Consider the following 24,802-nt stretch of genomic DNA (forward strand, 5'->3'; position numbering starts at 1 on the left):
AATTAAAAAACTAAAATTAAAAAAAATGGCACAGGCATCAAACGCAAAGGTTCAAAACAACGCAGGCAGCAAAAGCTCTAACGTATTTGCAGGATTGACTATCGTAATTTGTATTCTTATCGGATATTTGGTATGGGAATTTGTAATGGGTTCTCCTTCAAACTTCCAAAATAGTAACCCAGATGGACAGCCTTTACAAGGTAACTACCTAGGGATGGTATACAAAGGAGGTTTTATCGTTCCTGTATTGATGGGATTACTATTGATGACAATCGTATTCTCATTCGAAAGATTTTTTGTTATCACTAAAGCGGCTGGAAAAGGAGATGTTGAAAAATTCGTAAAAAGCGTTCAAGGTCAAATCGCAGCTGGAGATATCCAAGGTGCATTAGATGCTTGTGACAAACAACAAGGTTCTGTTGCAAACGTTGTAAAAGCAGGTTTGATTAAATATCAAGAAGTAAAAAGAGAGAACTTTGATACTGAAAAAGCATCAGAAGTAATCCAAAAAGAAATAGAGCAGGCTACTTCATTAGAAATGCCAATGCTTGAGAAAAACTTGACTATCCTTTCTACATTGGTATCTTTGGGTACATTATTAGGATTGATGGGAACTGTATCGGGGATGATTAAAGCGTTCGCTGGATTGGCAACTTCTGGAACTCCAGACCAAGCTGAATTGGCAAACGGTATCTCTGAAGCACTTATCAACACATTGACAGGTATTACGACTTCAGCTCTTGCAGTTGTTGTTTACAACTACTTTACCTCTAAAATTGATACATTGACTTATTTTATCGATGAGGCTGGTTTTACAATCACTCAAGCTTACAGAAGAGCTACAAACCGTGACTAATTAAAATAAGTTTCATAATATATTAAAGCACGAGAAGGAAGTTTCTCCTTCTTGGCTTTGATTAAAAAATAAATAAACAATGGCTAAAATAAAATTGTCAAAGAAAAGTTCAAGAATTGACATGACTGCGATGTGTGACATGGCATTCCTTCTTCTGTCCTTTTTCATTATGACAGCTACAGCAAAAGTCCCAGAAGCTTTGCCAGTAGATACTCCAGCCTCAACGGTTCAGACTAAATTGCCAGAAGAAAACCTTGCTACCTTGACTATCGGTAAAGAGAAAGTTTTCTTCGGTGTGACAGGAAGAGAAGTGAGATCGGAGACTCTAGGAAGAATGGGAGAAAAATACGGTGTTAAATTTTCAGAAGCAGACAAAAAGAAATTTGCACTTCTTGATGGTTTTGGAGTTGATATCAGACAAATGAAGCAGTTGATTGATATGAAAAATGAGGATAGGATGAGAGAAGGAACTCAACCAGGAGTGCCTTATGATTCTATCAACAATCAGCTAGCTGACTGGGTAAAGATTTCAAGAGAAGTAACTAAAGATTTAGATGGTAAAGATTTAGATATCGCTATTAAAGGTGATGCTAAAGAAGAATATCCGACGGTAAAAAAAGTTTTAGACATTTTGCAAAAACAAAATAAGAATAACTTTTTCTTGGTTACTGGTCTAAGAAGTGATGATTTTTAATAAAATAATATATTCGTAAGAAATGGCAGAATTAAATACGGGCGACGGCGGTGGTAAAAAAGGCGGTGGCAAAGTAAGAAGTAAAAAATCAAATCCTTCGGTTGACTTAACGGCCATGGTGGATTTGGCATTCTTATTGATTACCTTCTTTATATTAACGACTACGTTGTCAAAGCCTCAATCGATGAATTTGGCTATGCCGGATGAACCTAAAATTGATGATCCAGTTCCACCAGAAACTCCAGCTTGGAGAACTTTAACTTTGGTGTTAGGATCTGGAGATAAATTGGTTTGGTATAGTGGAAGAACAGACGGACCACCTCTTGATGGACCTGTTGTATCTGGATACGGAAAAACAGGTGTTAGAGATTTGATCTTGAACAAAAAAGCTGGCGTTGATGCAAAAAATAAAGCAGATGGCGCAGATCTTGAAAAAAGTGGTATTACCATTATCATAAAACCAAGTAAAAAATCAAATTATAAAAATTTGGTTGATATTCTTGACGAGATGGCAATCACTAAGGTGAAAAAATATGCGATTGTTGACATAACAGATGCAGACATTAAGTTTTTGGAAGACAATAAAATTTATTAGTCTGATTCATTAATCTATTAAAAAATTAAAATATGTCAAATTCAAAATTAGACTTATTCGAACAAAGCTGGATTGAGAATGTCTTTGAAGGCAGAAATAAAAGCTATGGAGCGTATGAGTTACGTACAAATAGCGGAAAGAGAACCTTAAAAGCATTGCTTATTGGAGGTCTTATCTTCTTGTTTTTGGTATGCATTCCAATTATTTCTAAATTTATCTCTGACAATATTGCTAAAAAAGACGAAGTTTTAGACGAACAAGTAGTTTTAGTGAATATTCAAGAGCCTGTAAAAAAAGAAGAGATTATTGTTGAGCCGGTTGTTCAAAAACAGACTCAAAGTAACGTAGATATTCAAAAATATGTACCGCCAGTTGTTGTAGACAAGCAGGTCGTAAAAGAAGAAGTTGCTGTTGTTGATGAACTTAAAAAAACAGGTTCAGAAACAGTTAAAGCAAAAGAAGGTGGAGAAGTAGTTCTTGATGGTACAGCAAGCGAAATCAAAGTAGATGCTGAAGTTATAGAGGAAGATCCAAACAAAATTTATACATCTGTACAAGTTTTGCCAGAGTTTCCTGGAGGTATCGCAGGTTTCTATGCTTACGTAAAAAAGAACTATAGAGTTCCTGAAGTAGATGACGATGTTAGCGGTAACGTAATCGTAAACTTTGTTGTTGAAAAAGATGGAAGTCTTACCGATATTAAAGTTGTAAGAGACTTAGGCTATGGAACAGGTAAAGAAGCAATCAGAATGTTGAAATCAGCTCCAAAATGGAAGCCTGGTATCCAAAATGGTAAAGCAGTACGTGTTTCCTATAACCTTCCGATTAAGTTAGTGATTAAATCTAACTAATGAACGTCAGTAGGAATATGGCCAATAAAGATCAGAAATCGCTCATTGAGCGATTTCTTCTCATTTTAGGAATCCTGTTTTTTTTGATGTATTTCGTTTTAGGCGTCGCCATTATTTTTTGGCAAAACATGCCTATCGATATGCCTCAATCTTACAGAGTAGCCTTCGGACTGCTGCTTATCGTATACTCTTTTTTTAGATTCGTACGCTTCTTCAGGAAGAACCAATAATAAAAATGAATTTCTAATTAATTCTGATATGCCAAAATATCTAAGATTCCTATTCTTTTCTTTCGCATTTATAATCGCGATTTTTTTTATTGATTCTTGTGCAGATAAGAAAGCAAAAGGAAACGATACAGTAACTTTCTATGTCGATGAAACAGTCATGCCAATAATGGAAGACCAAGTTTCGGTTTTTCATAGCCAAAGACCTGAAAAGGTAAATTTGGTATCGACTACAGAAGGAGCCATTTTAGATCTTTTGAAGAAAGATTCCACACAATTGGTGGTCATGTCTAGAACATTGACAAAAGGCGAAGAAAGAATTTTTGCTGATAAAGGCATAACACCTAGAATAACACAAATTGCAATTGATGGCATTGCCCTGATTGCAAACAAAAAAGCAAAAGACTCAGTAATTGATTTACAAGACGTAATCGATTTTATGAATGGCAAGCCCGTCGCTTCCATCAAAGGATTGGTATTTGACAATGCAAATTCTAGTACTATTGATGTCTTGAGCAAAAAAGCATCCGTAGCAAAAGTAGATAACAAAAATATTTTTGCTTTAAAATCAAACAATGACGTTATCAAATACATAAGCGAGAATGACGGATATATTGGCGTGATTGGGGTCAATTGGATGACACAGCCCATGCCAGATATGTTGAATTCTACAACCAACGTCAAGGTTTTGGCAGTCAAAAATGTTAAAAGTGAGCCCAACTCTTCGGAGTATTATAAGCCTAGCCAGTCCAATCTGGCAGAGGGATTATATCCCTTATCGCGCAAGATTTATATGTTAAATTATGAAGGTGCCGTAGGTTTGGGTATGGGTTTTGCAACTTTTGTTGCAGGAGACGTAGGACAGAGGATAGTTTTGAAATCTGGACTAGCTCCGGTTAGACTAGCTTTACGAGAAGTTAAAGTTAGAAAAGATGTGGAAAATAAATAAAAATTATAAAGAACAGAGAAATGAAAAAAATTAAGTTTATCAGTTTGTCGCTATTCTTTTTTGGAACTGCAGCTTTTGCTCAGGATTTAGACCAAGCCAAAAAAGCAATTGATGCTGAACAATATCAAAAAGCCAAAACAATCCTGAAATCATTAATCGCTTCTAGCCCTGATAAAGGAAAGAATTATTTTCATTTAGGAGAAGTATATCTTGCATTAGATAATGCTGACTCTGCGAAAATTTATTTTGACAAGGGTATTGTTGCTAAAGATAATGGCAATTTTAATTATATAGGACTTGGAGAAATCAGTCTTGATAAAGGCAATGCTGCTGAAGCTGATGCCAATTTCAATAAAGCGACTGCAAACCTAAAAAAGAAAGACGCTGAAGAGTTTTTATATATTGGTAAAGCCTATATCAACTCTGAAAATCACGATTATAAAAAAGCAATAACTTCATTGAAAAAAGCGATTGCTGTGGATCCAAAATATGCTCAAGCTTTCTTGAGTTTAGGAGATGCTCAGTTTGGTGATGCTGACGTAAACAGTGCTTACAGCTCTTACAGAACTGCTTATGATTTAGACAATTCATTAGTACGTGCAAAAATGCAATTGGGTGTTATTACTAAAAATGCAAAAGCATTTCCAGAGGCGATTACTGCTTTTAATGAAGTAATAAAATTAAATGCAAATTACGGCCCTGTGTATCGTGAATTAGCTGAGACGTATTATTTCTGGAGTACTAGTGATACATCTAAGCGTGAAGAATACATCAAAAAAGCATTAGAGTATTATGAAAAATACATGAGCTTGACAGATTATTCTCTTGACTCAAGAATGCGTCATGCAGATTTCTTGATTTTGGCAAAAGATTATCAAGCATTGCAAAAAGAAGCACAAGCGATGCAACAATTGGATAAAGTAAATCCTAGAATCTACAGATATTTAGGATATGCTGCATATGAAAACAAAAATTATGATGAAAGTATCAAAGCTTTAAACGATTTCATTGCAAAAGCGGATCCGAAAAGAGTAAGCGGTAGAGATTATCTTTTCTTGGCAAAAGCTAAATTAGGAAAAGCAATTACTGCCGAAGGAACTATAGCTGACAAAGCAAAATTCGATAGCGCAATGGTAGATTTGGCTAAAGCTACAGAAATTGATCCTGCGATTGGAGCTGAATTCAGTGACTTAGGAGTATCATTATACAAGCAAAAATTATATCTAGAATCTGTTAAAGTATTTGAGCCTGCTACAAAAGCACCAAATTCTAAAAATGCACTTCTTGATAATTTCTACCTTGGAAATGCCGTATTGTTCTATGTTGCAAATGACTTGAAAACCGATGCTGAAAGAAATAAGCCTGAAGTACAAGAATTGCTTAAAAAAGCAGACACAGCCTACGGAAATGTAGTAGCTGGTTCTCCAACAACACAAGATGCTCACTTGAACAGAGCTAAAATCAACAGATTCATTGTTGGACAAGAAGCGAAAGACAGCGCCGTTGCTCACTACCAAAAATACATTGAAGTTGTGCATGCAAAAGGTGAAGCTGAATTAGCAAAAGAAAGCGTAAAAGCAGGATTGATCGGGGCTTACTCTTACATCGGTTCTCACTATGCTATCTCTGACAAAGCAAAAGCAAAAGAATATTTTGAAAAAGCTTTGGTTTTAGATCCAAACAGCCAATACATCAAAGAATCTCTTGATGTCTTGAAAAAATAATAGAATGATTTTTATAAACCGGCAGATTAATCTGCCGGTTTTTTTTATGTCTTCTTTTGGCTTATGGTAGCTGAATCTTAAACTTTGCCTAAACCCTTGTTTCAAAAATCGGCAATCCAAAATCAAATCCCTATCTTTGCAGACTATTTTAAAGATGATGTTGAAGAAAGAATTACAGACCGCCGTTGAAAAAGGAGAAATGCTTCCCTTGATGGAAGAATTTTATACTATTCAAGGCGAAGGATATCATACAGGAACTGCCGCTTACTTTGTCCGTATTGGAGGCTGTGATGTTGGATGTCATTGGTGCGATGTCAAAGAAAGCTGGAATGCCGAAGTACATCCGCCAACAGCAATAGATGCAATTGTAGAGAATGCAAAGAAATATGCCGATACCGTCGTTGTGACAGGAGGAGAGCCATTGACATGGGATATGGGGCCGCTGACGCAAAAACTTAAAGAGAAAAATCTTAGAATCCATATAGAGACTTCCGGTGCTTATCCGCTATCCGGAGACTGGGACTGGATTACGCTTTCTCCAAAGAAAAACAAGCTTCCTACCCAGACTGTCTATGACAATGCAAGTGAGCTCAAAGTAATTATCTACAATAAGCATGACTTTATTTTTGCTGAAGAACAAGCAGAAAAAGTAAATAAAAATGCGATTCTTTTCCTGCAACCAGAATGGAGCAAAAAAGAAGCGATGACGCCACTGATTGTGGATTATGTGATGAACAATCCGAAATGGAGAGTTTCGTTGCAGACTCATAAATATTTAAATATTCCTTAAGCCATGAGCACTATCATAAAAAAGGCATGTCTTCTTTTAGTTTTGGTATTTTTATCATTCGATGCTCAGTCTCAAGAATTATTAATGGATACAGAAGATGTATATGGAGCCGAGATTTCAGCATATCCTGAGTTTCCGGGAGGAATGAAAGAGTTCTTTGATTTTTTCAATACCGAATTTAAAGCCCAGAATTCAAAAACAGAAAGTAAAAACCTAGTATCATTCAATGTAGAACCAGATGGAAGCATAAAAAAGATTAAGCTTTTACAGTTTTCAGATGCTGAAACTGCCGTAGAAATCATAAGGGTTATGAAAATGTCGCCCAAATGGAAACCAGCAATGAAGAATGGCAAAGCAGTTAGCGTTGAAATGAAAATCCCGATTGTATTTACATCCCGTCAATAAATCAAACCAACATAAAAACAATAAACCATGAAAAAATTAGTAGTAACATTCGCTTTTGTTTTAGCAACTCAAATTGGATTTGCACAAGATGCAGCTTTTAAAAGCGATGTAAAAAAAGTAATCGAGATGACTGGCGCTACAGCTCAAATTGATGTAGCAAAAAAGCAAATTCTCGGAATGATTCCTGAAGCAAAACAAGCAGCATTCCTAAAAGACTTTGAAGCAACGATGCCAGCTTATTTTGATAAGATCGCAGACGCTTACATGAAAGAATACACACATGCAGATGTCAAAGAGATGATAAAATTCTATGAGTCTCCAGTAGGTAAAAAAATTACGGCAAAAGCTGGAGTCTTGACAGAAAAAACAATGGAAGCAGCTCAGGCATGGGGTGTGGAATTGCAAGCTATCATGATGAAATACATGCAGTAATAATTTCTTCTTAAAAAAAATCAAAACCCAAATCGTAAATTTGGGTTTTTTTATACCCTAAAAATTATGAAACAGCATTTTCTATTAGATTCCTCCATAACTTTTCTAAATCATGGTTCTTTCGGAGCTTGCCCAAAACCCATATTTGAAGAATATCAAAGATTTCAAACAGAGCTAGAAAACGAGCCCGTCCAGTTTATACAAAAAAAAGCAGGCGGTTATTTGAAAAAAGCAAAAGAAAGACTGTCCAAATACATCGGATGCCAGCCTGAAGATTTCTTTTTTACGCCTAATCCGACAATTGGAATAAATACAATAATGAGAAGCCTGAACCTGCAGCCGGGCGATGAAATTCTTTCAACAAACCATGAATACGGCGCAATGGACAGAACTTGGGCTTTTTTCTGTCGAAAATCAGGAGCCAAATACGTCCGACAGGAAATCTCTTTGCCGATCATTTCAAAAGAGCAAATCTTAGAAGACTTTTGGAAAGGCTATAACGCAAATACAAAAGTGGTTTTTATCAATGAAATCTCTAGTGCAACAGCCTTAGTATTCCCTGTCAAGGAAATCTGCAAAAAAGCACAAGAACTCGGACTGATAACAATTGTTGACGGAGCTCATGTTCCTGGACATATCAATTTGAATATACAAGAAATGGATCCTGACTTTTATACTGGGACATTACACAAATGGATGCTTGCTCCAAAAGGGAGCTCGTTTTTATATGTAAAGAAAGAATTCCAAGACGATATCGATCCATTAGTTGTAAGTTGGGGCTATGATAATGAAACGATTAATGATACTCAATTTTTAGATTACCACGAGTATCAAGGGACAAGAGATATTTCTGCCTTTTTGTGTACGCCTAAAGTAATTGATTTTCTTGAAGACAACAATTGGAAAGAAGTGTCCGAAAAATGTAAAAATACGGTTCTAGAGAATTACCAACGTTTCTGCGATTTGCTACATACTCAGCCTTTGTGTCCAATTTCAAAAGAATTTTTAGGACAGATGGCAAGCATTCCCGTCAAAACGGAACAACCTTTACAACTCAAAGAGTTGCTTTTTGAGAAATATACCATTGAAATACCTGTCATGCCTCTCAATGGCGATTTTTATATCCGATATTCTATAAATGCTTACAATTCCCAAGAAGATTTGGATAGGCTTTATGACGCTTTAAAAGAAATTATTGCTACAACTTACTTAATCCAGATTTAAAAACTAAAGAGTTAGCCTTGCCAAGTAATCATAATGGTCGCCTTCCAAGGCTAATTCACATTGTAAGCCATTAGCGAAAGCGGCGTTCTGCAAAGTGTTGTAGTCGACATAGAGCCAATCGAAAGGTTCTTCTTTTTCGTTTTTGTAGAATACAGTAAATGTAATTTCCCCATAATAGTCTCTGTCGGTCGGAATCCATTTGCCGCCGTCCTCATCCTCGTCAAACATATAGATGATATCCGATGAATCAATGAGTATTTGTCCATTTGGAGAAAGCAATGATTTTAGCTGACGCAAGAAGTCAGAAATATTTTGCAATTTCCCACATATCCCTGTGCCATTCATCAAAAGCAAAATCGTGTCAAATTTGTTGCCAGGATCGTTCGAATCCATCTTCATTACATCTTGAATCGTTGCATTTTCCAATCCTCTCAAACGACACGCTTCAATCGCATTTGTAGAAATGTCAATAGGAAGAACTTCAAGTTTTTTGTCATTTCGAAGATACAGGCTATGGCTTCCAGCGCCACATCCTACATCCAGTACCTTTCCTTTGGCCATCTTCATAGCTTGCTTTTCAATTTTTGGCATGGCTGAAAAGTCCCGAAACAAATAAGCAACGCTCATTTCGTCGGCTTCAGATATAGAAGTTTCAGTAATCAGATTTTCCGGAGCATTATTGGTCTGGTAATCCAATATGGCTTTTCCAAAAAGGTCTTTCATCGATTTAAGGTTTATGTTTAAAGATAAAGCAGAAAGTGTAACTTTGTCCGCAAATAAATTACGTTGGAACAAATAATCAAAAATCTTCCTAAGCAGGCCAAAGATAAGCATAACGAAAACAAGAAGTATTTCGATAAGCTTAAAAAGAAGGCGCCCAAGAATATCGATTATGTAATGCAGGAATTGCACGATAGGGAATTCAAGAAAACGGATTGCCTAAAGTGTGCTAATTGCTGCAAGACAACAGGGCCGCTTTTTACGATTGCCGATATAGAAAGAATTTCTAAACATTTTCGCCAAAAGCCACAACAGTTCATTGACCAGTATTTGCGAATCGATGAAGATAATGATTATGTGCTGCAAAGTGTTCCGTGTACTTTTTTAGATTCGGAAAATTATTGCATGATTTATGATGTACGTCCAAAAGCTTGCCGGGAATTTCCCCATACCGATAGGAAGAAGTTTCAGCAGATTTCAAATCTGACATTGCAAAATGTTGCCATTTGTCCTGCGGCCTATAATATTGTTGAAGAAATGAAAAAAAGAATGCCACTATAAAATATCACTTTATGAAACACAAAAGAAACCTGTTTTATATCTTTTTTGCCTCAGTAGCAATTTCAATTTTGCTGGTTTTTGTCAACCAAGGAATAGTCGTAACAAGTCTTTTCGATAAAATAATGGAAGTCACGATAATGGTCGGATTGTTTTTTATCGTTTTTGTTGTGATTTACTTTTTGCTATTTATAACCAAATCTGGCGCCAGCAAGATAACAAAGAAGCAAAAAAAAGACCTTACTAAATAAGGTCTCTTTTTTTATACAAAAATATAATCTTCGGGAAGTTCTATCGTTTCGCTGAATCGGCCGCCGATTGCATCAACTACATAATCAATTCCTTGTTTTATGTATTCCAATATTTTCTCGACCCATTCTTTTGCTTTGTGGAATAATTCGATGGCTTTGTCTACGTAATAATCAATCATTTCGAAAAATTCCTGCAGCTTGTCCATATAATCTAAAAGTAATTGCGATGTATTCATGGTGGTAAATTTTATAGGTTTAGCGTCGGCATGTTAAATAGCCACATCTAAAAATACACATTTTTAGGAATATCTCCATTAATAAATTTCATATTTTTTTCTTATTTTTCTGAAATCCTCTAATCCTTTTTCCCAGCTTTTTTTAATCTCAGTTTCCGTCATTCCGGTTTCAATCTGTTCTTGCAGTTTCTTTGTTCCGGCCAGTTTTGTAAAGAAAGGAATAAAGAATTTGGTTTTATCCGATGTTGTCGCATACGCTTTCAAAAGCCATTTTAATTCGATACCTTTTACTCTAGGAGCCTTAGAAAGATCTTCTCCATAGCAAACCTTTCCTTTGTGCAACGGGTCTTTCGACCCAAAATTAGGTTTTGGCGTAAAGCTGAAATTGGTTTTTGGCAAGAAAGGAGAACCATAGATTTGGAATTGTTGCTCCGTTCCTCTTCCCAGGCTGACATTTGTGCCTTCAAAAAAGCACAGGCTGGCGTAAAGATTTATCGCTTGATCGTTCGGAAGATTAGGAGAAGGCTTTACAGGAAGAGGGTAATTCATTTCCTTATTGTAATTCAAGCACGGAATTACAGTCAAGTCACATTGGACACCATTTTTCAGCCACTTTTCTCCGTTGATCATTTTTCCATACTCGCCTATTGTTAGTCCATGCAAGACAGGAATCGGATGCATTCCTATAAAGCTTGAATTTTCTTTTTCTAAGATTGGGCCGTCAATGGTGTTTCCATTCGGATTCGGTCGGTCTAAAATCAAGAGCGGAATTTTATTTTCAGCACAAGCTTCCATTACATAATGTAACGAAGAGATGTAAGTGTAGAATCGGGTACCCACATCCTGCAAGTCAAAAATTAGGATATCAATACCGGCTAATTGTTCCGGTTTTGGTTTTTTGTTGTCTCCATAAAGAGAAATGATTGCAATTCCAGTTTTAGTGTCTTTCCCATCTTTGACCAATTCACCTGCATCGGCAGTGCCTCGGAAACCATGCTCAGGAGCATAGATTTTTTGGACGTTGATTTTCTTTTCTAGCAAGAAATCGACGAGATGTGTTTTGTTCGATAAAATTCCGGTTTGGTTGGTGACGACGCCTACTTTTTTGTCCTTTAGTATAGGAAGGTATTTTTCATAATTGTCTGCTCCCGTTTTTATTTCCGTAATTGTAGTTTGCCCAGGCTTGTTAGCCGTATCATGAGCTTTCGGTTTTTCCCTTTTTCCTTTTGTATCAAATGAATTTCCACAGGAAAGAATTGACAAAACCAAGAATAAAACTGTATTTTTGAAAACCGAATTTGATATCATAAAAATTTGAATTTAGAATATTTCATAGCCAAAAGACTGATTGCTGCTAAAAATCATAAAAGTAGTATATCTGCGCCAATTATAAAAATTGCCATTGCCGCTATTGCAATAGGAATGATTATGATGATTGTATCTGTAGCCACAGGAATTGGACTTCAGCAAAAGATACGAGAAAAGGTTGCGGCTTTTAATGGACATATTATTATAACCAATTATGATGACAACCAATCTGAAGTAAGCATCAATCCGATTTCTACCAATCAAGATTTCTACCCTAAATTTAAAAACGTTGAAGGAATCAGCCATATCCAAGCTGTAGCTACAAAAGCAGGAATCATCAGGACGGAAACTTCTTTCGAGGGAATCATATATAAAGGAGTAGGGAAAGATTACCAATGGAAGAATTTGGAAGAATACTTAATCCAAGGAAAACTTCCCGATGTTTCGAAGAAGCTCAATCCTGATGTTTTGATTTCAAAATACCTTGCCGATAGACTTGACTTAAAAGTAGGAGACAAGTTCAATACTTTCTTCATGAAAGAAAACAGCAACCAGCTGCCTAACCTTAGAGTTTTTGTCGTGGCAGGAATTTATAATTCCGGATTTCAAGAATTTGATGCTACCTATATAATAGGAGACATTCGCCACCTGCAAAGAATCAATAAATGGAAACCAGATCAAGTTGGAGCTTTTGAAGTCTTTATTGATGATTTTGATAAGATCGAGCAGAAAGGACAAGAAGTGTATGACAATACCCAAAATAAAGAAGATGCTTCGAAGACTCTCGATACCCAAACGATTTCTGAAAAATACTATAATATATTTGAATGGCTGCAGCTGTTCGATTTCAATATAATAGTCATTCTTGTAATTATGGTTATCGTAGCAACAATTAATATGGTTGTTGCATTGCTGGTCTTGATTCTGGAAAGGACACAGATGATCGGAATCCTTAAAGCAATTGGCGCGAGCAATTGGACAGTCCGTAAAATATTTTTGTATAATGCCTTCTATTTAATAATCCGCGGCCTGCTTTGGGGTAATGTTATCGGAATTGGTTTGATTGTTATCCAACAGCAATTCGGTATTGTAAAGTTGAATCCAGACAGTTATTATGTAAACGTAGCGCCTGCATATTTGGACTGGCTTTATATTCTTCTATTAAATATAGGAACTCTTATAATTTGTTTGGCGGTTCTTTTGATTCCTTCCTATATAGTAACAAAGATTTCTCCTGTAAAAGCCATGCGTTTCGACTAGTTTTATAAGTAGAAAGTATTTCTTGTAAAATGTTTCTTCAGATTTAAACACAAATTTTGTCGAAAACCATACTTCAAATCAGTTTTCCCGACGTTTTTCAGTCTCCTTCGAATGCTTTCCGAGCAGGTCTTCCACATTTTCCGCCACAGAAGCCGCTGGCCGTTCCGGCTTCTCCGGACCTTTTTCAGGGAGCGCACGCGCGGCTTCCACGATTCCTTCCTGCGGAGCCGAAAAAACTTCCGCTTCCATAAAACTGTGTTCCAGCGCATTGCGAAAAACTTTAAAAAAAAGTATGCTGAAAGTTTGGAAAAGCGGAAAAAGGGGCTACTTTTGCACCCGCAATCAAGCAACGTTCCTACCGAGTACTGAAACAGAAGGCCTGAAAAAAAATCCGAAAAAGATTTGCAGGAAACGGAAAAGGGTCATATCTTTGCCGTCCGCAAAACACCGATCGGAAGGGGCCGGAAGGGCCGGAGAAAAAAAGATTCAAAATTTTTTTCAAAAGTCTTGCAGGTTCGGAAAATAATCGTACTTTTGCACCCGCTTCGAGAGAGGCGAAAGAATAGAAGAACACGTTCATAGACATATTGGATTGACAGCAGTTTCGGCAGCGATGCCGGAGCTAAAAAAGAGAGAGCGGCGCGGTCTTTAGATAAGACCCGCAACAAAGCTGAGATTCGTCGAAATTATTAAAATATACGATGAAGAGTTTGATCCTGGCTCAGGATGAACGCTAGCGGCAGGCCTAACACATGCAAGTCGAGGGGTAGATGTCTTCGGATATCGAGACCGGCGCACGGGTGCGTAACGCGTATGCAACCTGCCTTCCACAAAGGGATAGCCCAGAGAAATTTGGATTAATACCTTATAGTATATCGACCCGGCATCGGGATGGTATTAAAGATTTATCGGTGGAAGATGGGCATGCGTCCCATTAGCTTGTTGGTAAGGTAACGGCTTACCAAGGCAATGATGGGTAGGGGTCCTGAGAGGGAGATCCCCCACACTGGTACTGAGACACGGACCAGACTCCTACGGGAGGCAGCAGTGAGGAATATTGGACAATGGGCGCAAGCCTGATCCAGCCATGCCGCGTGCAGGATGACGGTCCTATGGATTGTAAACTGCTTTTATACGGGAAGAAACCCTGGCTCGTGAGCCAGACTGACGGTACCGTAGGAATAAGGATCGGCTAACTCCGTGCCAGCAGCCGCGGTAATACGGAGGATCCAAGCGTTATCCGGAATCATTGGGTTTAAAGGGTCCGTAGGCGGCCCCGTAAGTCAGTGGTGAAATCTCCCGGCTCAACCGGGAAATTGCCATTGATACTGCAGGGCTTGAATTATTGGGAAGTAACTAGAATATGTAGTGTAGCGGTGAAATGCTTAGATATTACATGGAATACCGATTGCGAAGGCAGGTTACTATCAATACATTGACGCTGATGGACGAAAGCGTGGGTAGCGAACAGGATTAGATACCCTGGTAGTCCACGCCGTAAACGATGGATACTAGCTGTTCGGGGCAACCTGAGTGGCTAAGCGAAAGTGATAAGTATCCCACCTGGGGAGTACGTTCGCAAGAATGAAACTCAAAGGAATTGACGGGGGCCCGCACAAGCGGTGGAGCATGTGGTTTAATTCGATGATACGCGAGGAACCTTACCAGGGCTTAAATGTGGCCTGACAGGACCGGAAACGGTTTTTCCTTCGGGCAGGTCACAAGGTGCTGCATGGTTGTCGTCAGCTCGTGCCGTGAGGTGTCAGGTTAAGTCCTATAACGAGCGCAACCCCTGTCGTTAGTTGCCAGCGAGTCATGTCGGGAACTCTAACGAGACTGCCAGTGCAAACTGAGAGGAAGGTGGGGATGACGTCAAATCATCACGGCCCTTACGCCCTGGGCTACACACGTGCTACAATGGACGGTACAGAGAGCAGCCACTGGGCGACCAGGAGCGAATCTACAAAACCGTTCACAGTTCGGATCGGAGTCTGCAACTCGACTCCGTGAAGCTGGAATCGCTAGTAATCGGATATCAGCCATGATCCGGTGAATACGTTCCCGGGCCTTGTACACACCGCCCGTCAAGCCATGGAAGCTGGGGGTGCCTGAAGTCGGTGACCGCAAGGAGCTGCCTAGGGTAAAACCGGTAACTGGGGCTAAGTCGTAACAAGGTAGCCGTACCGGAAGGTGCGGCTGGAACACCTCCTTTCTAGAGAAAGACGCAAATCTCGCTGCGGGGGCCATCATGGTCCGCCTGCTCTCGCTGTTGGTTCAAAAATATTAAAGAAAAGCAATAAAACAGAGTCTCGTAGCTCAGCTGGTTAGAGTACTACACTGATAATGTAGGGGTCGGCAGTTCGAGTCTGCCCGGGACTACTTTTTTAAGGCTTTGATAGGAAATTTTAGAAGTATGAGTACGAATTACGCATTAATTCAAGATTCAACATTCATAATTTAAGATTAGAGATGGGGGATTAGCTCAGCTGGCTAGAGCGCCTGCCTTGCACGCAGGAGGTCATCGGTTCGACTCCGATATTCTCCACTTTTCCGGAAGGAAAAAAGTTCATTGACATATTGGGATAAGAAAACATTTAAAAAGTAGAAAGCATTCTTCTGATTTATCAGAAGAGAAAGCGCAATAAGCAAAATAAGGGCGCATGGGGGATGCCTAGGCTCTCAGAGGCGAAGAAGGACGTGATAAGCTGCGAAAAGCTGCGGGGACGGGCACACACCGATCGATCCGCAGGTATCCGAATGGGGCAACCCACTATGCTGAAGGCATAGTACTCCGATAGGAGGGCGAACCCGCTGAACTGAAACATCTAAGTAGGCGGAGGAGAAGAAAACAAAAGTGATTCCGTAAGTAGTGGCGAGCGAACGCGGATTAGCCCAAACCAGGCATGTTACGGCATACCTGGGGTTGTAGGACCGCGACATTTTATGCAAGAAGAACCGGAAGCGACTGGAAAGTCGCGCCATAGAGGGTGACAGCCCCGTACGGGCAATGATTGTAATAGATAGCGGTATCCTGAGTAGGGCGGGGCACGTGAAACCCTGTCTGAATCCGGCGGGACCATCCGCCAAGGCTAAATACTCCTGAGAGACCGATAGTGAACCAGTACCGTGAGGGAAAGGTGAAAAGAACCGTGAATAACGGAGTGAAACAGATCCTGAAACCATGCGCCTACAAGCGGTCGGAGCCCTTTAGTGGGGTGACGGCGTGCCTTTTGCATAATGAGCCTACGAGTTAACGTTGCCGGCAAGGATAAGTGGTTCAGCCACGGATCCGTAGCGAAAGCGAGTCTGAATAGGGCGCCATAGTCGGCAGTGTTAGACGCGAAACCGTGTGATCTACCCATGGGCAGGATGAAGCTGTGGTAACACACAGTGGAGGTCCGAACCGGTTGTCGTTGAAAAGACTTCGGATGACCTGTGGGTAGGGGTGAAAGGCCAATCAAACTCGGAAATAGCTCGTACTCCCCGAAATGCATTTAGGTGCAGCGTTATGCGTAAAGTTATACAGAGGTAGAGCTACTGATTGGATGCGGGGGCTTCACCGCCTACCAATTCCTGACAAACTCCGAATGCTGTATAATGTTTCATAACAGTGAGGGCTTGGGTGCTAAGGTCCAAGTCCGAGAGGGAAAGAACCCAGACCATCAGCTAAGGTCCCCAAATATATGCTAAGTTGAAAGAACGAGGTTTGTCTGCCCAGACAGCTAGGATGTTGGCTTGGAAGCAGCCATTCATTTAAAGAGTGCGTAACAGCTCACTAGTCGAGCGGACGAGCATGGATAATAATCGGGCATAAGCATATTACCGAAGCTATGGATTTGCAATTTATTGCAAGTGGTAGGGGAGCATTCTGGCTGGGGCGAAGGTGTATCGTAAGGTATGCTGGACCGGCCAGAAAAGAAAATGTAGGCATAAGTAACGATAATGCGGGCGAGAAACCCGCACACCGAAAGACTAAGGTTTCCTCAGCTATGCTAATCAGCTGAGGGTTAGTCGGGTCCTAAGGCGAACCCGAAAGGGACAGTCGATGGCCAACGGGTTAATATTCCCGTACTTCTTATAATTGTGATGGGGCGACGGAGTGATGAAAGCACCGCGAACTGACGGAATAGTTCGTTGAAGCACCTAGCTATATTTCCTATAGGCAAATCCGTAGGGAATGGCGAAATGCGATAGTACGCGGAGTCTTCGGACAAAGCGATAGTGTGCCTAAGGGCTTCCAAGAAAAACCTCTAAACTTAGATTATAAGAACCCGTACCGTAAACCGACACAGGTAGTCGAGGAGAGAATCCTAAGGTGCTCGAGAGATTCATGGCTAAGGAATTAGGCAAAATAGACCTGTAACTTCGGGAGAAAGGTCGCCAGCGCAAGCTGGCCGCAGTGAAGAGGTCCAGGCGACTGTTTATCAAAAACACAGGGCTCTGCAAAATCGTAAGATGAAGTATAGGGCCTGACACCTGCCCGGTGCTGGAAGGTTAAGAGGAGATGTTATCTTCGGAGAAGCATTGAATTGAAGCCCCAGTAAACGGCGGCCGTAACTATAACGGTCCTAAGGTAGCGAAATTCCTTGTCGGGTAAGTTCCGACCTGCACGAATGGTGTAACGATCTGGACACTGTCTCAGCCATGAGCTCGGTGAAATTGTAGTATCGGTGAAGATGCCGATTACCCGCAGTGGGACGAAAAGACCCTGTGCACCTTTACTATAGCTTAGTATTGACTTTGGACAAGTGATGTGTAGGATAGGTGGGAGACTTCGATCCTGCGTCGCCAGGCGTAGGTTAGTCATTGTTGAAATACCACCCTTTGCTTGTCTGAAGCCTAACCCCGCGCTGCGGGGGACATTGCTTGGTGGGTAGTTTGACTGGGGTGGTCGCCTCCAAAAGAGTAACGGAGGCTTCTAAAGGTTCCCTCAGCACGCTTGGTAACCGTGCGCAGAGTGCAATGGCATAAGGGAGCTTGACTGAGAGACATACAGGTCGATCAGGTACGAAAGTAGAGCATAGTGATCCGGTGGTTCCGCATGGAAGGGCCATCGCTCAAAGGATAAAAGGTACGCCGGGGATAACAGGCTGATCTCCCCCAAGAGCTCATATCGACGGGGGGGTTTGGCACCTCGATGTCGGCTCGTCACATCCTGGGGCTGGAGAAGGTCCCAAGGGTTGGGCTGTTCGCCCATTAAAGTGGCACGCGAGCTGGGTTCAGAACGTCGTGAGACAGTTCGGTCTCTATCTACTGCGGGCGCAAGAAATTTGAGTGGATCTGATTCTAGTACGAGAGGACCGAATTGGACCGACCGCTGGTGTATCTGTTGTCCCGCCAGGGGCATCGCAGAGTAGCTACGTCGGGAAGGGATAAGCGCTGAAAGCATATAAGCGCGAAACCCACCACAAGATGAGATTTCTTTTAAGGGTCGTGGGAGATGACCACGTCGATAGGCTGCAGGTGTAAAGGCAGTAATGTCATAGCCGAGCAGTACTAATAACCCGTAAGCTTATGCGCGATTTTCCTGCCCTCCGGGGCAGGAAGAAACTTTCTTATAAAACTTAAAAATGTATTTTATCCCAGTATGCCAAGATATTGCCATGGTATCCGTAAAAAGAGGCCATGGACATGCCGCCCGACGGCAAGAATGATCCAAGGTGGTTATTGCGGCGGGGCTCACCTCTTCCCATCCCGAACAGAGAAGTTAAGCCCGCCTGCGCAGATGGTACTGCAATCCTGTGGGAGAGTATGTCGCCGCCTTCCTTTGAAAGAGTCCTTACGATATGTAAGGACTCTTTTTTTTGCATATATGCAAGGCATCTTACTCAAAATAGCGTTCTTTGCAACATGCATAAACCAAAACTTTTAATAATAGGGCTCGTCTTTCCTGAGCCAAATTCTTCGGCAGCCGGCGGTAGGATATTGCAATTAATCCAATTGTTTAAAGAGATTGGATGTGAAATTACCTTTGTTAGCCCAGCTCAGTATAGTAAATATCAATTTGATTTAACTTCAATAGGTGTTAACGAGCAAATTGTCAGCTTAAATGATGAAAGCTTTGATGATTTTATCAAAGATTTGAATCCAAAAATTGTATTATTTGATCGTTTTGTAATTGAAGAACAATTTGGCTGGAGGGTTGCGAGTTGTTGCCCAGATGCTCTAAAAATTCTAGATACAGAAGATTTGCACTGTTTGCGTTTAGCTCGACAAAATGCTTTTAAAGAAAAAAGAGAATTCGTTACTACTGATTTGTTTAGCGATACTGCAAAAAGAGAGATTGCAAGCATTTTGCGATCAGACATTTCCTTGATCATTTCTGAATTTGAAATGAACCTCTTGATTGAAGAATTCAAGGTAGATCCTTCCTTGTTGTTTTATCTCCCTATTTTTGCTACACCAGTTTTGGATTTTCCTCCTTATGAAGAAAGAAGAGATTTTATGTTTATCGGCAACTTTCTACATGAACCCAATTGGAATGCTGTCCGTTATTTAAGAGAAATCCTTTGGCCTATAATCCATGCACAACTGCCAGATGCTAATTTGTATATTTATGGTGCCTATCCTTCGGCTAAAGCTTTGCAATTGCATAATCCGAAATTAAATTTTCATATTATGGGTAGGGTTGAAGAAGCTAGAGTAGTTATTGAAAAGGCAAAAGTGATGTTAGCACCATTACGATTTGGTGCTGGAATAAAAGGAAAGCTTCTAGAAGCTATGCAATATGGGACGCCAAGCGTTACTACAACAATAGGTGCGGAAGGAATGCATCTTAATTTGGCTTGGAACGGTTTTATCGCCGATAATCCAGAAGATTTTGCAAATCGAGCTATACAGCTCTATCAAGAAAAAATCACTTGGGAAAAGGCTCAAAAAGGGGGTGTAGTCATTTTGAAAAATAAATTTTCTAAGGATTTATATGCAAAAGGTTTTATAGAAATGATGGAGAAACTTCGAAACAATCTACAACACCATCGAAATAAAAATTTCATTGGACAAATTCTACAACATCATATGCTAAAAAGTACTGAATACATGTCGCGGTGGATTGAAGCTAAAAATAAATTGCAATAAAAAACCCGTCATAAACGTAAGACGGGTTTTTTGTTTATAGAGAAATTAGCTTATGCTAACATCGTAACTGGATTTTCTAAGTATTGTCTTAGCGTCTGTAAGAATTGTGCTCCAGTAGCTCCGTCAACGGTTCTGTGATCGCAAGCTAGCGTTACTTTCATAGTATTGCCGACTACAATCTCGCCGTTTCTGACAACTGGTTTTTCAACAATTGCTCCAACAGAAAGAATCGCAGAGTTTGGCTGGTTGATAATTGAAGTGAATTCAGTAATACCAAACATACCTAAATTTGAAACGGTAAAAGTACTTCCTTCCATTTCGGCTGGCTGTAGTTTTTTGTTTTTGGCTCTTCCGGCAACATCTTTTACATTTGCTCCGATTTGAGACAAGCTCAATTGGTCAGCAAATTTTAACACAGGAACAACCAAACCGTCTTCAACAGCAACAGCAACTCCAATGTGTACGTGATGGTGGATTACCGTCACATCCTCTTTCCATTGGGAGTTTACTTTTGGATGCTTCTTCAAGGCCATTGCACAAGCTTTGATTACCATATCATTAAATGAAACTTTCGTGTCTGGTAATGAATTGATTGTATTTCTAGAAGCTATGGCACTATCCATTGCAACTTCGATTGTCAAATAATAATGTGGTGCCGTAAATTTAGACTCTGATAAACGCTTAGCGATAACTTTGCGCATCTGTGAGTTTTTGATTTCTTCTGAATAGGTTTCGCCAGCTGGAACAAAAGGTTTTACAGCAGGAGCAGCGGCTGTTTCTGATTTAGCAGCTGTTTCTTGTGGAGCTGTTGCTTGAGAAGTTGCAGCAGGCTTGAAGTTTTCGATATCGCTTTTTACGATACGACCGTTTTCTCCTGTTCCTTTAACTTGTGAAATTGAAATGCCTTTCTCTTCGGCAATTTTTTTAGCCAAAGGAGAAATGAAGATTCTTTTTCCGTCTGAAACAGTTTCTACAGTTTCTTCTTTTGATTCGGCTGTTTCTGCTTTAGGTTCTTCCGTTTTTTCTTCTTTTGATGGAGCAGGAGCTGCACCGCCTTTTCTGAAGTTTTCTGCGATACCAGTAATGTCAGTTCCTTCTGGACCGATGATAGCTAAAACGCTGTCAACAGGAGCTGTTTCGCCTTCTTTGATTCCGATAGACAATAAAGTTCCAGAATTGAAAGATTCGAATTCCATTGTTGCTTTGTCAGTTTCGATTTCAGCAAGAATGTCGCCTTCGTTAATTTTGTCTCCAACTTTTTTCAACCAGGTCGCTACCGTTCCATCGGTCATCGTGTCGCTTAGACGCGGCATGGTTACAACTACAACACCTTTTGGTAAAGCTGTCGTTGTGCTTTCTGCTTTTGGAGCTTCTTTTGTTTCTTCATTTTTTTCTTTTGGAGCTTCTTCTGATTTGGTTTCTGCTTTAGGAGCTTCTTCTTTTTTGTCTGAAGAACTTCCGCCAGCTAATAAATCTGAAATATCTTCGCCTTCTTTTCCGATAATTGCCAGAAGCGAGTCAACTGGAGCAGATTCTCCTTCTTGGATCCCGATGTGCAATAAGGTACCTGAATTGAAAGATTCAAATTCCATTGTTGCTTTGTCAGTTTCGATTTCAGCAAGGATATCGCCTTCGTTAATTTTGTCTCCAACTTTTTTCAACCATGTGGCTACAGTTCCTTCTGTCATCGTGTCGCTTAAGCGAGGCATTGTGATTTTTGTTGCCATAATGATTAAAGTTTATGAGGTAAAAAAGGATAGTTTTCTTGTTCGTAAACAACATCGTAGAGTTGTTGTACTTCTGGGAATGGTGATTCTTCTGCAAATTGAGCGCATTCTTCTACCAAGTCTTTAACTCTTTCGTCAATTGCTTCAATTTCTGCTTCGGTAGCATACTTGTTTTCTTTGATCACATCTAGAACTTGAGTGATTGGGTCGATTTTTCTGTATTCTTCCACTTCTTCTTTAGTTCTGTATAATTGTGCATCAGACATTGAGTGTCCTCTGTAACGGTACGTTTTCATTTCTAAGAATGTCGGTCCGTCACCGCGACGTGCTCTGTCGATTGCTTCGTGCATTGCTTCTGCAACTTTAACAGGGTTCATTCCGTCAACCGGTCCGCATGGCATTTCATACCCTAAACCAAGTTTCCAGATATCTGTATGGTTTGCTGTTCTTTCTACAGAAGTTCCCATCGCATAGCCATTGTTTTCTACAATGAATACAACAGGAAGTTTCCAAAGCATGGCCATATTGAAAGCTTCATGCAAAGAACCTTGACGTGCTGCTCCATCACCAAAATAGGTTAATGTAACCCCGCCTGTATTAAAATATTTATCAGCGAAAGCGATACCAGCACCCACTGGAATTTGAGCTCCAACGATACCATGGCCTCCGTAGAATCCTTTTTCTTTTGAGAATATGTGCATAGAACCGCCCATCCCTTTTGATGTTCCGGTAACTTTGCCCAGCAATTCTGCCATAACGGCTTTAGGGTCAACGCCCATTCCGATTGGCTGAACGTGGTTTCTGTAGGCAGTAATCATCTTGTCTTTGGATAAATCCATTGCGTGCAAAGCGCCTGCCAAGACAGCTTCCTGACCATTATATAAGTGAAGAAATCCTCTTACTTTTTGCTGAATGTATAAAGCGGCTAATTTGTCTTCAAACTTTCTCCAAAGCAGCATGTCTTCATACCACTTCAAATAAACTTCTTTTGTAACTTCTTTCATTGTTTGTTTTTTGCTAAACGTTATTGTGCCAGTAAATTGCTAAAAATAATAAGACGCAAAATAGTTTCCTCACACAAATTTGCGAAAGGCAAAAATAAGACATTCCAACTTAGAAGTAAAACTTAAAAGGTAAATTTTAGGTTTTTTTATAAGAAGTTTTTATCAAACATAAATGGAAGCAGGTTTTTGAGAGAGTCTGATTTGTAAACGGCTCCCGTTTCTCCCATAAAATAAATTTCAATCGGATAATCCTGCTTGAATTCGTATTCGGATATGGATTGGCGGCAGGCTCCGCAGGGCGGAATAGGGGAAGTGACCGGCTTTTCATCGGATGTAGCGGAAATCGCGATTTTCAAGATTTTAGCATCTGGATAAATAGCTCCTGCCTGGAATATGGCAACTCTTTCGGCACAAAGTCCAGACGGATAGGCAGCGCTTTCCTGATTGGATCCCAAAACAACTTTACCATTATCTAAAAAGATGGCGGCTCCGACTCTGAATTTTGAATAAGGCGCATAGGCTCTTTTTCGTATTTCAATGGCCTGATACATCAAATTTTGCACGTCTTCTGGCAATTCCTCTTTGTTGTCAAATACTGAGAAAATGGTCGTAATGTTGATTTGTTTCATAAATGTTTTGAGGAAAAAAAATCCAAATTACTAATGAAAGCAATTTGGATTTTTTAGACTTTAAATTATATACTAATATTCATCATATTGATCTCCAAAGGCAAAGCTAAGAGAAAAACGCAATGTGTTTTCTAATGGGTTTCTGACTTTTGAAGCAGAGAATAGGTACGATACGTCTAATTTTACGATATTGTATTTAAATCCAGCTCCAAGCGAAATGAACTTTCTGGCTCCTTTTTCTTTGCTTTCGTTAAAGTAACCTGCTCTTACAGCAAATGAATCTTGGTACCAATATTCAGCTCCTAAAGCCCATGTAACTTCTTTTAATTCTTCTTTTATTCCGTCAGGCGCATCTCCAAATGATTTGAAGATTCCTTCTGTCCATCCGATGGAACGATAATCTCTATTGTTTTGTGCTCTTTCCTCATCGGTGATATCGCCGTCACCATTTAAATCTGGATTTTGCGGAGTCGGAACCAATAGCTTGTTTATTTCTGCATTTAAAGAAACTTTGTTGTATTCGTCAAAGATAAAGTCGAATCCTCCTCCAAGTTTCAAGTTTGATGGAAGGAAGTTTGAGCCTTCATCTGAATCGTCTAAGTCATAATTGATTTTTGGACCTAAATTTTGGAAATTGAAACCACCTCTCCATCTTCCGTTAAAATCTTCGTAGGCTACTTCTTCAGATTGATAGTAACCAGAAATGTCGACTGCAAATGAGCTTGCTGCTGAAGCATCATTGCTCAATTGCGCCAATCTCAGGTTGGAACGAATGTATCTTCCGGCAACCGACATAGAGAATCTTTCACTTAATTTCAAAGAATAAGATAAGTCTACGGCAAATTCGCTAGGATTTACTTCCACCGCTGGATCGTCTGGGTTGTCGTTTCTGAATTCGATAACTCCAAGGCTGAAGTAACGCAAGCTTCCGGCAAAAGCACTTCTTTCGCTGATTCGGTTAAAATAAGTCAACTGGCTTAAAGAAATATCATTTACAAGTTCTGGAAGATAAGGTGTATAACTTACAGAAAAGCCTTGTTTGTCTAACGAAAAGGCATATTTTGCAGGGTTCCATTGCTGTGAATAAGCATCTGGAGACGAAGCAACACCGATGTCGCCCATACCAGCAGATCTTGCATCACCAGCAATAAGAAGAAAAGGCACTCCTGTTGTAATCACTCGGCTTTCTTCTTGAGCATTGGCTATGCTGAATCCTAATATGCAAATAATAAATAATGCGGTTTTTTTCATTCTGAGATTGGTATTAATTGAATTGAACAAATAT

At 39.9% G+C, this 24,802-nt stretch carries 22 protein-coding genes, 2 tRNA genes and 3 rRNA genes; 20 read left to right on the plus strand and 7 right to left on the minus strand.

The window, feature by feature from the left end; translation table 11 throughout:
• Positions 1–25 precede the first annotated feature (25 nt).
• The 10 genes from OLM56_RS06165 to OLM56_RS06215 all read left to right on the plus strand — a co-directional run bounded on the left by OLM56_RS06165 (position 26) and on the right by OLM56_RS06215 (position 8,747).
• A complete protein-coding gene (locus tag OLM56_RS06165) occupies positions 26–856 on the plus strand; it encodes a MotA/TolQ/ExbB proton channel family protein (protein WP_121376154.1) in 831 nt (276 codons plus the stop codon).
• 79 nt (positions 857–935) lie between these two features.
• On the plus strand, positions 936–1,550 hold the full coding sequence (locus OLM56_RS06170; RefSeq protein WP_121376155.1) for an ExbD/TolR family protein: 615 nt from the start codon (positions 936–938) through the stop codon (positions 1,548–1,550).
• Between the two features lie 22 nt (positions 1,551–1,572).
• Positions 1,573–2,145 (plus strand): ExbD/TolR family protein, encoded by a 573-nt coding sequence (locus OLM56_RS06175; protein ID WP_121376156.1) that lies wholly within the window; start codon positions 1,573–1,575, stop codon positions 2,143–2,145.
• 32 nt (positions 2,146–2,177) lie between these two features.
• Positions 2,178–2,996, plus strand: coding sequence for an energy transducer TonB (locus tag OLM56_RS06180; RefSeq protein ID WP_121376157.1), 819 nt, complete (start codon positions 2,178–2,180; stop codon positions 2,994–2,996).
• A gap of 258 nt (positions 2,997–3,254) precedes the next feature.
• Complete coding sequence (locus OLM56_RS06190; protein ID WP_264528694.1) at positions 3,255–4,172, plus strand: PstS family phosphate ABC transporter substrate-binding protein; 918 nt, start codon at positions 3,255–3,257, stop codon at positions 4,170–4,172.
• A gap of 20 nt (positions 4,173–4,192) precedes the next feature.
• A complete protein-coding gene (locus tag OLM56_RS06195; RefSeq protein WP_264528695.1) occupies positions 4,193–5,896 on the plus strand; it encodes a tetratricopeptide repeat protein in 1,704 nt (567 codons plus the stop codon).
• A gap of 157 nt (positions 5,897–6,053) precedes the next feature.
• Positions 6,054–6,686: a 7-carboxy-7-deazaguanine synthase QueE gene (locus tag OLM56_RS06200; RefSeq protein ID WP_121376161.1), complete on the plus strand. Its 633-nt coding sequence runs from the start codon at positions 6,054–6,056 to the stop codon at positions 6,684–6,686.
• Positions 6,687–6,689: 3 nt separating this feature from the next.
• Positions 6,690–7,091, plus strand: coding sequence for an energy transducer TonB (locus tag OLM56_RS06205; protein WP_264528696.1), 402 nt, complete (start codon positions 6,690–6,692; stop codon positions 7,089–7,091).
• A 27-nt stretch (positions 7,092–7,118) separates the two neighbouring features.
• Positions 7,119–7,523, plus strand: coding sequence for a DUF2059 domain-containing protein (locus OLM56_RS06210; protein WP_121376163.1), 405 nt, complete (start codon positions 7,119–7,121; stop codon positions 7,521–7,523).
• A 66-nt stretch (positions 7,524–7,589) separates the two neighbouring features.
• Positions 7,590–8,747 (plus strand): aminotransferase class V-fold PLP-dependent enzyme, encoded by a 1,158-nt coding sequence (locus OLM56_RS06215; protein WP_264528697.1) that lies wholly within the window; start codon positions 7,590–7,592, stop codon positions 8,745–8,747.
• 3 nt (positions 8,748–8,750) lie between these two features.
• Here the strand turns inward: OLM56_RS06215 and OLM56_RS06220 are convergent, their stop codons facing one another.
• Positions 8,751–9,470, minus strand: coding sequence for a class I SAM-dependent methyltransferase (locus OLM56_RS06220; RefSeq protein ID WP_264528698.1), 720 nt, complete (start codon positions 9,468–9,470; stop codon positions 8,751–8,753).
• Positions 9,471–9,533: 63 nt separating this feature from the next.
• Between OLM56_RS06220 and OLM56_RS06225 the strand changes: the two genes are divergently transcribed.
• Together OLM56_RS06225 and OLM56_RS06230 are read left to right on the plus strand one after the other, a co-directional pair.
• Positions 9,534–10,028 carry a YkgJ family cysteine cluster protein gene (locus OLM56_RS06225; protein WP_121376166.1) on the plus strand — a complete coding sequence of 165 codons (495 nt, stop codon included), beginning with the start codon at positions 9,534–9,536 and terminating at the stop codon, positions 10,026–10,028.
• A gap of 11 nt (positions 10,029–10,039) precedes the next feature.
• A complete protein-coding gene (locus OLM56_RS06230; protein ID WP_264528699.1) occupies positions 10,040–10,276 on the plus strand; it encodes a hypothetical protein in 237 nt (78 codons plus the stop codon).
• An 11-nt stretch (positions 10,277–10,287) separates the two neighbouring features.
• On the opposite strand, the gene OLM56_RS06235 is transcribed toward OLM56_RS06230, so the two are convergent.
• Complete coding sequence (locus tag OLM56_RS06235) at positions 10,288–10,512, minus strand: hypothetical protein (RefSeq protein WP_182493480.1); 225 nt, start codon at positions 10,510–10,512, stop codon at positions 10,288–10,290.
• Positions 10,513–10,590: 78 nt separating this feature from the next.
• Positions 10,591–11,820, minus strand: a complete 1,230-nt coding sequence (locus OLM56_RS06240; RefSeq protein ID WP_264528700.1) for a DUF1343 domain-containing protein — start codon at positions 11,818–11,820, stop codon at positions 10,591–10,593.
• Between the two features lie 6 nt (positions 11,821–11,826).
• Here OLM56_RS06240 and OLM56_RS06245 point away from each other — a divergent pair, with 6 nt between their 5' ends.
• The 8 genes from OLM56_RS06245 to OLM56_RS06280 all read left to right on the plus strand — a co-directional run bounded on the left by OLM56_RS06245 (position 11,827) and on the right by OLM56_RS06280 (position 20,157).
• Positions 11,827–13,080 (plus strand): ABC transporter permease, encoded by a 1,254-nt coding sequence (locus OLM56_RS06245; RefSeq protein WP_264528701.1) that lies wholly within the window; start codon positions 11,827–11,829, stop codon positions 13,078–13,080.
• Between the two features lie 56 nt (positions 13,081–13,136).
• Positions 13,137–13,331, plus strand: coding sequence for a hypothetical protein (locus tag OLM56_RS06250; RefSeq protein ID WP_264528702.1), 195 nt, complete (start codon positions 13,137–13,139; stop codon positions 13,329–13,331).
• 447 nt (positions 13,332–13,778) lie between these two features.
• Positions 13,779–15,292, plus strand: a 16S ribosomal RNA gene (locus OLM56_RS06255).
• 93 nt (positions 15,293–15,385) lie between these two features.
• Positions 15,386–15,459 (plus strand) — tRNA-Ile (locus OLM56_RS06260).
• Between the two features lie 92 nt (positions 15,460–15,551).
• Positions 15,552–15,625 (plus strand) — tRNA-Ala (locus OLM56_RS06265).
• Positions 15,626–15,718: 93 nt separating this feature from the next.
• Positions 15,719–18,600 (plus strand): 23S ribosomal RNA (locus OLM56_RS06270).
• A 136-nt stretch (positions 18,601–18,736) separates the two neighbouring features.
• Positions 18,737–18,846 (plus strand): 5S ribosomal RNA (gene rrf / locus OLM56_RS06275).
• The 16S, 23S and 5S rRNA genes sit together here with 2 tRNA genes alongside, the layout of an rRNA operon.
• A gap of 84 nt (positions 18,847–18,930) precedes the next feature.
• The gene (locus OLM56_RS06280) at positions 18,931–20,157 is read left to right on the plus strand and encodes a glycosyltransferase (RefSeq protein WP_264528703.1); all 1,227 of its coding nucleotides are present in this window, start codon (positions 18,931–18,933) and stop codon (positions 20,155–20,157) included.
• A gap of 50 nt (positions 20,158–20,207) precedes the next feature.
• Here OLM56_RS06280 and OLM56_RS06285 read toward each other — a convergent pair whose 3' ends face one another.
• From OLM56_RS06285 to porV, 4 genes are all read right to left on the minus strand, one after another.
• On the minus strand, positions 20,208–21,884 hold the full coding sequence (locus OLM56_RS06285; RefSeq protein ID WP_264528704.1) for a pyruvate dehydrogenase complex dihydrolipoamide acetyltransferase: 1,677 nt from the start codon (positions 21,882–21,884) through the stop codon (positions 20,208–20,210).
• A 5-nt stretch (positions 21,885–21,889) separates the two neighbouring features.
• Positions 21,890–22,888, minus strand: coding sequence for a pyruvate dehydrogenase (acetyl-transferring) E1 component subunit alpha (gene pdhA / locus OLM56_RS06290; RefSeq protein WP_182494273.1), 999 nt, complete (start codon positions 22,886–22,888; stop codon positions 21,890–21,892).
• A 146-nt stretch (positions 22,889–23,034) separates the two neighbouring features.
• On the minus strand, positions 23,035–23,517 hold the full coding sequence (cdd, locus tag OLM56_RS06295; RefSeq protein WP_264528705.1) for a cytidine deaminase: 483 nt from the start codon (positions 23,515–23,517) through the stop codon (positions 23,035–23,037).
• Between the two features lie 72 nt (positions 23,518–23,589).
• Positions 23,590–24,768, minus strand: coding sequence for a type IX secretion system outer membrane channel protein PorV (gene porV / locus OLM56_RS06300; protein WP_264528706.1), 1,179 nt, complete (start codon positions 24,766–24,768; stop codon positions 23,590–23,592).
• Positions 24,769–24,802 lie beyond the last annotated feature (34 nt).

This window comes from Flavobacterium sp. N2550 (assembly GCF_025947265.1).
GTDB lineage: Bacteria > Bacteroidota > Bacteroidia > Flavobacteriales > Flavobacteriaceae > Flavobacterium > Flavobacterium endophyticum.